At 59.2% G+C, this 8833-nt stretch carries 11 protein-coding genes and 1 pseudogene; 7 read left to right on the top strand and 5 right to left on the bottom strand.

The annotated features are described in order from the left end of the window. The first annotated feature begins 38 nt into the window (after positions 1–38). From NKH60_RS34120 to NKH60_RS34105, 4 genes are all read left to right on the top strand, one after another. Positions 39–335, top strand: coding sequence for a DUF982 domain-containing protein (locus NKH60_RS34120; protein ID WP_352874994.1), 297 nt, complete (start codon positions 39–41; stop codon positions 333–335). Positions 336–591: 256 nt separating this feature from the next. Further along, positions 592–840, top strand: a complete 249-nt coding sequence (locus tag NKH60_RS34115; RefSeq protein ID WP_352874992.1) for a DUF982 domain-containing protein — start codon at positions 592–594, stop codon at positions 838–840. A 401-nt stretch (positions 841–1241) separates the two neighbouring features. Next, positions 1242–1478: a DUF2442 domain-containing protein gene (locus tag NKH60_RS34110; RefSeq protein ID WP_352774745.1), complete on the top strand. Its 237-nt coding sequence runs from the start codon at positions 1242–1244 to the stop codon at positions 1476–1478. 104 nt (positions 1479–1582) lie between these two features. Next, on the top strand, positions 1583–2224 hold the full coding sequence (locus NKH60_RS34105) for a hypothetical protein (RefSeq protein ID WP_352509686.1): 642 nt from the start codon (positions 1583–1585) through the stop codon (positions 2222–2224). Positions 2225–3236: 1012 nt separating this feature from the next. Here NKH60_RS34105 and NKH60_RS34100 read toward each other — a convergent pair. Then, positions 3237–3527, bottom strand: a complete 291-nt coding sequence (locus NKH60_RS34100; protein WP_352785957.1) for a hypothetical protein — start codon at positions 3525–3527, stop codon at positions 3237–3239. A 243-nt stretch (positions 3528–3770) separates the two neighbouring features. Between NKH60_RS34100 and NKH60_RS34095 the strand changes: the two genes are divergently transcribed. Together NKH60_RS34095 and NKH60_RS34090 are read left to right on the top strand one after the other, a co-directional pair. Next, the gene (locus NKH60_RS34095) at positions 3771–4124 is read left to right on the top strand and encodes a hypothetical protein (RefSeq protein ID WP_352707952.1); all 354 of its coding nucleotides are present in this window, start codon (positions 3771–3773) and stop codon (positions 4122–4124) included. A gap of 32 nt (positions 4125–4156) precedes the next feature. Next, on the top strand, positions 4157–5440 hold the full coding sequence (locus tag NKH60_RS34090; RefSeq protein ID WP_352874989.1) for an SGNH/GDSL hydrolase family protein: 1284 nt from the start codon (positions 4157–4159) through the stop codon (positions 5438–5440). Positions 5441–5447: 7 nt separating this feature from the next. Here the strand turns inward: NKH60_RS34090 and NKH60_RS34085 are convergent, their stop codons facing one another. Beyond that, complete coding sequence (locus NKH60_RS34085; RefSeq protein ID WP_023722438.1) at positions 5448–5636, bottom strand: hypothetical protein; 189 nt, start codon at positions 5634–5636, stop codon at positions 5448–5450. Between the two features lie 179 nt (positions 5637–5815). Continuing rightward, positions 5816–6097: a hypothetical protein gene (locus tag NKH60_RS34080; RefSeq protein WP_023722439.1), complete on the bottom strand. Its 282-nt coding sequence runs from the start codon at positions 6095–6097 to the stop codon at positions 5816–5818. Between the two features lie 313 nt (positions 6098–6410). On the opposite strand from NKH60_RS34080, the gene NKH60_RS34075 reads away from it, so the two are divergent. Next, the gene (locus NKH60_RS34075) at positions 6411–6689 is read left to right on the top strand and encodes a hypothetical protein (RefSeq protein ID WP_023722441.1); all 279 of its coding nucleotides are present in this window, start codon (positions 6411–6413) and stop codon (positions 6687–6689) included. Here the strand turns inward: NKH60_RS34075 and NKH60_RS34070 are convergent. Beyond that, positions 6683–7036 (bottom strand): hypothetical protein, encoded by a 354-nt coding sequence (locus tag NKH60_RS34070; protein ID WP_352451783.1) that lies wholly within the window; start codon positions 7034–7036, stop codon positions 6683–6685. The genes NKH60_RS34075 and NKH60_RS34070 overlap by 7 nt on opposite strands. Before the next feature lie 1151 nt (positions 7037–8187). After that, positions 8188–8334: pseudogene (locus NKH60_RS34065) on the bottom strand (IS5/IS1182 family transposase); the annotation flags it as partial. Positions 8335–8833: the final 499 nt, after the last annotated feature.

The raw sequence follows: 8833 nt of genomic DNA, 5'->3' as shown, positions 1-8833 counted from the left end.
GCCTGATCAGACCAGATACCGTTCCCGATTCGAAGGCCATCCGTCGAAAGCGCTCGCGTCAACGTGCAGCGAAAATAGCGCTTACCGTGCAAGAGATTGCCAGCCTGGCCGACGCCATCGATTTCCTCAACGAGTGGCCAGGAAACCGCAGAGACTTGATCCACGAAGCCGCCCTCAAGGCGTGCTATGATGCATACGACGAGCGAATACCTGTAAGCGCAGCGCGCAATGCCTTTTTCGGCTTTGCGAAACGGGCCGCTATATTGGAAGATGCAACCTCCGCGATGCAGTGGCTCGCTGCCTGCAAGTCGGGCAGTGGAAAAGTGAAAGTGTAGGCATACGCGAAATGTGCGAGGCTGGCGCGGGTAGCACGCCAAGGAGGGCACTGTGTCGAGATTTCACAGTTCGCCGAAAGCAAAAGCTTCTCAAAATCAACAGCAAAACGGCAGATCTCGCGCAACCCCCATCATAACCAGACCCACTGCACTCGGTCGCTAGGCTAGTGCCAAGTCCAGCGACGAAGATGCAGCGGAACCATTCGGCTGGCAAAGAAGTGCGACCGAGGCCTGTTGCCGTAGAGGAGGCGGAGAGATGATCGGCTTGAGCAGATTTGAGCGGCCAATGGTTGTTAAGGTTAGCCGTCACAGATCGGAGCGTATCGTGTTCGACGTCAATGACGCGGCCGCTATCTTGCTCCGTGATCTTAGTCGTCGGACCGAGAAACGGAAGATACCGATGGACGCCTGTCGGCAAGTATTGCGTGGCGAGGCTCATCCACCAGCTGCACGAAGAGCTTTCGTCGCAGCCGCGCTCGAAGCAAAAATCCTGCGCAGTGACTAAAAAATGAAGCCGCGCGATATCGGTTGGCTATGCCCAGGTTCGAGCACGCCGTTCGGCTTCAGCGTCGAGCAGCCGTTTGCCGCGAAGAGCGGCACGGCGATATATTGACGGAAAGGAGAAGGGAGTTCGCGCGGCTTGTGCCCCGGAGCGGGTCTCCACACAGACGGCGCAGCAACTGGCTTCGCAGGATCGGCCTCGGATGATAGGCAGGCCGCTGGTCGCTTCCAGCACGACCCGGCAAAGCCGACGGCGCCGAGGTCGAGTTCTCGATGAAGACTTCGATGAGTCGGACCGGATTGTCCTGCATCACCTAAACGTCTAGGCACTCGGGAAAGAGTGTCGCTTGCCGGCGATCCTCGCCCTCGACAAACCGATTCATCCCATGTCGGCTCTTCTGAGCCTTGTCCACCGAGAGCGGGATTAGCCCGACCGGCCTTGGCCTGCACTGGCCGCAGCTCGATGCCGATGTGGATGTGCCGGCGCTGCTGCAAGGTGTGTTCGGCTCCAAGCGTTGCCAACGTGCCAAGAGAATCGCGGGCTCCCGCTGTTGGCCGGCCTCGTGCCAAAGTTCCTCGATGACATGGGCATGGTCGCAACCAATGCCTCCGCTCGCGCGCGAACACATCCGTGAAAGTTGATGCAATCAGTCAACAAACGTGATAGCGGCGTCCCCGCCTGCACTGATGGGTGCAATAAGCCTTTCAGATTGACGGAGATCAGGGGAATGGGGTTAACCCGACGCTTGGACGAACACGGCGATCGTCCGGCGCTGATCTTTCCCGGCCGCACGCCGATCACCTACCGCGATCTTGCGCTACGTGTCACAGCGGTGGCAGCCGAGTTCGGACCGGAGAAAAAGCTGGTCGCGGTAGCAGCCGAGCCGACGGAACACGCGGTCATCTCCTATCTGGCAGCCATGCACGGCAGGCACGCCGTCGCATTGATCCCGCCCTGCAACGCATCGGCTCTGGACGACTTCGTCGCCGACTATTCGCCCGAAATCATCTGCAGACGCGTAGACGCCCGCTGGCGCTGCCGCGCGGAAGCCGGGAAGTCCTGCATCCCGATCTCGCGGTGCTGCTCGGTACCTCCGGCAGCACCGGCAAGAGCCGGTATGAACAGTTTGCGCGCGGATCTTTCGACAAGTCATTGCTCCACGAGCCGAAACGCTTGTGGAAAAGAAGCGCGGCGCTCGGGAGGACGAATGAAGCGATATTACAAGGTCGTTCGTCCTATTGGCCATCTTGGGCTGGCTGACGTGGCGGCTCTGTGGTCGCATGACAGCAGCCGGCCACTTGGGTGTGTTGGCCGCCGCGACAGCAAATATCGCAGCGGCCGGTCCACCCGCCGAGCAAGTCATATTCTTCCACCATGTAGCTCTTGATCTTCAGCCAACTGCCGTGCCGCCAACCGGCTTCCATGGATGCAGGTCAATTCACGATTTGCTGAAACGCGCTGTTTCCGCCCGGGTGGAGCTAGCCTGTCAGTTTAGTGAAGTCGTGGCGCCGCGCGCGAACATGTGCCAGCAAATTCGTTTCGTTTACGACCCCTGATTGAAAGAGATTCAGCGTGGTCGAGGCCAGAATCTGACCGTCTATCGAAGTGCTGTACCATTTAGCGTCGGCGGTTATCTGGTCGACAACCCGCTGGCAAATCGCCCGATCTTTAGGTCTAAGGAACTGACTTTTCGGCGCTCGTAGCATCTCGATGCCTTTAAAGGGGAGTCACTTGTCTCCCAAGCGACACCCATGCGTGGGTCTCCCGAGAATGGATACTAAACGCATCCAGGCCATTCGTTTGAGTGGTACGATGCGGGGCGTTGGCATCGGTGACGTGGTTGCGATCACGGCCGCGGTACGGAGGCGGTCACCGACGACCGTATCAGTGATACAACGCACTTCCTTAGCGGGCGGCCCAGCAGCTTGGGTTAGGGGGCGGCCGCTGGGCCTGACCAGCGAGCGTTCGGGAATGCTCGACTGGCTGGTTGGTATTTTAGATAAATCTAATATAATCGAACCATGCGAACGAAGTACGCGGCGGTAAGAAAGTGGCTGGCGTCCGATTCACTTAGCGGCGCTTTTGCCTTGGGTTCTGGCGAGCTTTCGGACGGGTTTGCAGCCAATTTTGCAGATCGCCGATCTGTTACCCACAGGGACTTTTTCCTCGTCAACAAATCGTCACGATCGCCCTCAGCGGTCGCTCGGCTATGCATCGCAGCTATGGCGTAGTCGGCTCTGTTGGTTCGATAGTCTTCTTTTTGGACAGTCATCGTTTGCTCCCAGTTTCATAGCCCCTCTTTTGCCCTGGCGGGGAGATTAACTGCCGGTGCATTACGCGAGTCAATCGATGAAACGACCACTCCGCAGTCGCGAGGGCGGGGAGCAACCCGACAACTTTTAACGTTGGAACGGCTTACAGACTGCAACACAGCCGCCCTTTCGTCGGGCTGCGCTGATCGCGTTCATGTTGCCCTTCAGCTCGCCGGTCTTGGCTTCACGTACCTTGATGTCGTGTTGTCGCATCATGCTGCCAACCGGCAAGCCAAGCCAAAACACGCCGTCCACGTCACGGCGGGCGGTTCTGTCTTGTACGGCCATTATCGGCGCGAGGTCGGAACTCGTTCGGTAAAGTTCGGCTTCCAACTGGCTGCAGGACTTGCCCGCGTATACGCTGGACGAAACCAGCATGGGCTTGATGTCGGCTGGGCGAGTAGCGCAGCCCGACAAAACGCTGATGGCTACAAACGCACGTAACTTGATTCATGCTTCCCCCCAAAATGCCCGCGGCGAGCAGGCGCTGAGGGCAGGACGAAGTCTATGTGCTTGACGGCATGCGGAATATATTCCTATTCTGCGGGATGCCGCACCCTCGCCGACACGAAGCCGTTTCCGAATATCACCTCGCCAAAATTGAACGACAGGCGTGGCGCCTTGTCTCTGTCGGTCGGGGCGACGCTTTTGGACCTCAAAGTGTCCGCTGCCGACCTCGGCCTGCGGGTTGGTGAACCCGTTGAAATCATCGTTGATCTGATCGCCGCACAAAGCCTTCAGATCATCGGCAGCATCACGGTGTCATCCGGGGTGGCGCACAACGAGAGCAACACGGTCAACCCGGCAGTGGCGGGCGGGCTGGGCTACATGAGCGTTGGGCTGACCGTCACGCCGACCCAGAACGATGTCACGTTTGGCACGAGCCTGCTGGTTCGGCTCAACATCGCTGCCGGCGTCGGTGCGAATGCCTGTTCGTGCTCGGCTGGGCTGTCCAGAAGGCCAAGTCACGCCTGACCTACATCGGCGGGGCTCTCCAATCTGCGGCCATGGTGGCGGAGGATGCGCACCCGAAGCTTAACATCGACCCGTTCTTCCGCATTGCGGCCAGCGGCGTCACCAACGACTATGCTGGCAACCCCCTGATCGGAGCATCGGCTGGCGGGTTTCCTCCTGTTCTGGTCAACGCGCCGGCAGGCTCGCCCTTCGGCACCAGGCCATCAAGCTGCCGGCCGGCCACGCTGCACGACATCAAGACGCCCGTAGCCGAAGCAGGGTTGACGGTGGGAGAAACTGTCTGGTGTATCATCGCCTTCATGGCGGGGAGTGCCCAGTCCATCCAGTTCATCCACTACATTCCGGTGTCGTCCGGGGTGACCCAGACCGTTCAGATAACCAAAACGGTCAATGGCCTGACGTATATTTCGCTGCCCATCGTGGTCACCCAGAACGACGTTACCTACGGCCTTAATCACCAGCTCCGCATCCTTCCGACAGGGGCCTTGGCCGCGGATGCCTACCTTCCCGGCTGGGCCATCCAGAAGGCACCGGGCCGGCTGATCGATAACCATGGCCGGTTTGACAAACTGGCCAAGGACGTTGCCTCCGTGCCGGCCTCGCAGTTCGCCGGCAAGATCGGTGCGCACTTCGGCGATAGCATCATCGAAAGTGTCATCTGGCCGGGCATCACGCCGACCGCCAAGATTGCCCAGCGCACCGGCATGACGATCACCAACTGCGGCGGCGGCGGTACCCGCATGGCCAACCATGCTGCGAACTATGACAAGTTCTCGTTTTACCGGCTGGCCGATGCCATTGCCTCCGGTGATTTTTCCCAACAGATAGCCGCAGCAACGGTCATCGGAGGCACCTTTCCAGCGATTGCAGCGCGCATGGCATCGGTGGATTACAGCCTGCTGGATTACCTGATCCCCTCGTTCGGCACCAACGACTTCACCGGCGCCGGCCCGACGTGCCCCATCGGCACCAATGCGGACATAACCGGGGCGACCTTCAAGGGAGCCATCAACTACGGCATCCAGACGATCATGACCGCCCGGCCGAACCTGAAGCTCATCTTCACGACGCCGATATGGCGGACGCTGGACGGCACTGCGGGAGGAGCCGGAAGCCAGCTGATCGACTACGCCAACGCCATGCTTGAGGTCTGCGCCCTAAACAGGGTGCCAGTGGTCGATCTGTACCGCCGCTTCATCATCAACCAGTTCAACTACGTTCATTGGATGGGTCCTGGAGACGGAACTCACCCCAACAATCTTGGACAGGACCTGATCGGCGGCATGATGGCGGCGGGGCTGTTCGACAACTTCTAAGTTGCGCCTAGACAATCTCGGCGCGGACGAAATGCCATGACGCCGTGTTAATGATCGTGTCCGGGGTGTAGGGATTGGTGAGTTTCACTAGCGTCCCATCAACTTCCGCGACCGTCCAGACGCCAGTTTCGTCGCTCCAGTCGCCCGGAACGGCTACAATCATGGTGATGCGGTAATCTCTTCCGATTTCGAACATTCGGCCCTCCCCAGTTTTTGGTTCGGGGCAGAATGCGCGCGTGCTTGGGCCGGCGCAAGCGTCACCGACCTCGCAGGCGCGGATGGCGTCGACCAGCGCGACAACCGCGCCACGGGCCAGGTGGATGCCATCCTCGACGTGATCTCGAGCAACCTTTTCACGGCGATGGCAAATCTACCCTAGTGGAAGTCAATCTTTTTCGACGGCTGCGCGGTGTGGCTTTTGAGACTGATGAGCGCAGGCGTGTCGATCTTCGACGCTATCCGCCGGGCCAGTTCCCGCAATTCGAAAAAGCCGTCAATACTCATCAGGCTCAACGGTGTGCCTGACGAAGTATCCCACCGCAAAGGTACTTTGTCTTGCCTGTACGAAGATCCGTTCATCTCGCAAATGGCGTCGTAAATCGCCTGTGCGATCGACATTTCGGCCCGGATACGCTCTGCGTCTTTTTGGCTGTTCATAAGAATTTTTCCCCAAACCACGGTCCCCCTTAGCCGCTTTAATTAGGTGTCGCTAGATCACGCGGATGTGACACGTCGGATAAAATCGATTGATATGGCCGAGGGAGCGCACGCGGTTTTCTTTGGTCTTCGCCGTGTTGAGCGCCATGCAAGACTCGTGCCGCGTCCATCTTGATCGCAGCGTTGAATGGGCACTATTCGCAATGTATATTGCGCCCATGAGCACTGCAGCTGACAACAATTTTTTGCTGCCGCCTCCGGCTCCAGCGTATCTGCCGGCGCGCGTCATCGGCGACCCGAAGAAGGCGGCGTAGTGGTCAGCCCGCTTCCGGATCCCGAGGTCGCAGACGAAGCGCCAAGCGAGCCCTACCTCACCCCATACGACAATAAACGCGTCGCCATGTATATGTGGCTGCTGGACGCCGCCTATGACGACGAGGATTGGCGCGTGGTTGCCAGGACTGTGCTGCATATCGATCCCGAGAAGGAACCGAAGCGGGCGCACCGAGCCTGGGAAACTCATCTCGCCCGCGCCCGGTGGATTCTCAAGGAAGGGTACAAGTTCCTGTTCCCGAGCCCCACGACTCACTGACGAGTCTGTCCGTTAGGGCCGAAATTGGGGCCGCAAGAAGATACCGACAAAAGGTTTAATGAAATCAAGGGCATCTGGCGGAGGGAGTGACCGTCCGGCTGTTTTTTCGCGCCGACGTCATGCCTTTTCTTCGCACCGGTTAAAGGTTTTGGTTCCCTGGACCAGGAAACATCGATGGGGCTCGCGGTCACCCAGGTGAAGCCACCGCATCCACCATGCGCATCAAGCGCACTGGTCAGTCGACGCGACAATACACGAGACCCGCCGCGCAGTGCCTCCAGTTCTTTGAGACTGGCACTGATGAAGGCAAGTGCCTCGCCGCGGTTGGGAACCGGTCCCTTCTTCATAGCACGAACCCTGCTGCCACGAATTGACCCCAACTTAATTAAACGCGCTCTCATGGGTGAAAGTGACTGTCAGCATTGGAGGCGCGGAAATTTCTCCCAATGCAGATGCTCAGGACGTCCTTCGCACTGCCGGACGGTGCCTTTTTGAAGCGAAACAACATGGACGAAATCGTGTTTCGTTCGTCTATGACGCCGCCATGTTGCGGGTCGTGACGCCCTAACCTACCGCTGGCCCAGCCCTGACGCTGGCAGAGTATCGCGAGAATGGGGCCTGCCTTCCAACCGATTGCGGATGCACCAACAACCCGGCCACGTTCGACGTTTCACAGCCTGGGGCCTATTTTTCAGGTAACCGGCAATTCGTTGGAGTCCGTTCTCCAAAGTGACGCAAAAAGGCCCGCCCCATTGTCTGGAGCAGGCCCTTTGACTTGCGCGGTACTCAGAACCTTGCCGCTTCGCGAAAGATAATAGCGAATGGTAAACATCGACTGAACGTCCGTGCCGCTTCGGTGGCCTTGGGTTAGGTGCGGCCTGTCCTTGTTGCTGGGCGAGATCGGGGCGGCTGATGCCGGCTCAGTGCGACGCGGATTCCGTGCAAACCCCAACAATGCTGCCCCCGCATCGATCACCGCAAGCAGATTGGCCAGCTAAATGTCATCAACTGCAGGGCAAATTCGTTGCTCGCCGGCCGACAAATGCTGGGAGGCACTGCATGCGCGCACTCGGGGACCTGCGGTGAGAGATTGGCGCCCGGCCGCGATTGATCAAAGTTGGGCCTACGGACCGAGTGTCACCGCTTGCGATCGTAACATTGCTGCGATCCGAATTTACTCTTTGGCTCGCGCCCAAGCTGGACGCTCAAGAATGCCGCGTCTTCGCCGATATCCTGACGCTTCAGCCCGGCGACCGGTGGCGCAGGGAAATCTCACGAACGCGAGCCGGATCGCGAGCCAGACCGAAGATGAGCTTTCCACCTCTGCATGATACCGGAGTCTGGGCCCGTTGGCGCAGGATGGAAGTCGATCCTGATGTACGATGATACACTTCCCGTGCGTCGAGATGGGCGGACTCGAAATGAGGCCGCAGTTCGTCAACGACACCGTTGTCGCTCGGGATTGCCTGCTCGAACAGCAGATGTCCGTAATCGGCCGTCAGGCTTCGAGCTCCTTCGGCTGACTTTTGAGGGCGGCGATGAGTAGCCCCAAAAGAGCCTTCCGCCACCGGAGCAGGAGCGAGAAGTTGTATCCGGCGGGGGCCAGGACGGCGTCGCCCTGCTGGCGGGCGAGGTAGTTGCGGCCAGCTTCTTTCGCTTCGCGCCACCAACCTTCGACCAAACCGGTGCCGTGACACCCGTTCCGAGAACAGGCGAGCCGCGCGCCGGTCCATATGCCGCGAAGGACAGACGAGCCAACATCCCGAAACTTGCTTACGTCGAACTCGCGGGAGACCGGCACCAGGGGGCCTGACACCAAGTCCTCGAATGCCCTCGATGTGTGTTCAAGATCCTAGGAAGTTCTCTCCTTACCACTGGAAGACAGCTCGTCCAGCCGCATCTGAACAGGAGGCCGGTGCTCAATCAGTGCCGCGCAGGATGTGCCCGATTGACAGGCATCAGGGAAGCCCAGGTCCTTAGTCCACAACGCTGTGACGAGCGCGACAACCGCGGCGGGGTTAGCCAGCTCACAGTTCAAGTCGATGGCTCAACTGTTGCATGGGGAGAGCTCTTACTTCTCATTCGCTCCAAATGCGGACGCGGCGCACGAGCTCGGAAGTTGAGATCCCGTAGCGATCGTGAAG

It is taken from the genome of Mesorhizobium sp. M1006, assembly GCF_040318825.1.
GTDB lineage: Bacteria > Pseudomonadota > Alphaproteobacteria > Rhizobiales > Rhizobiaceae > Mesorhizobium.
This window is presented reverse-complemented; position numbering and strand designations above follow the sequence as displayed.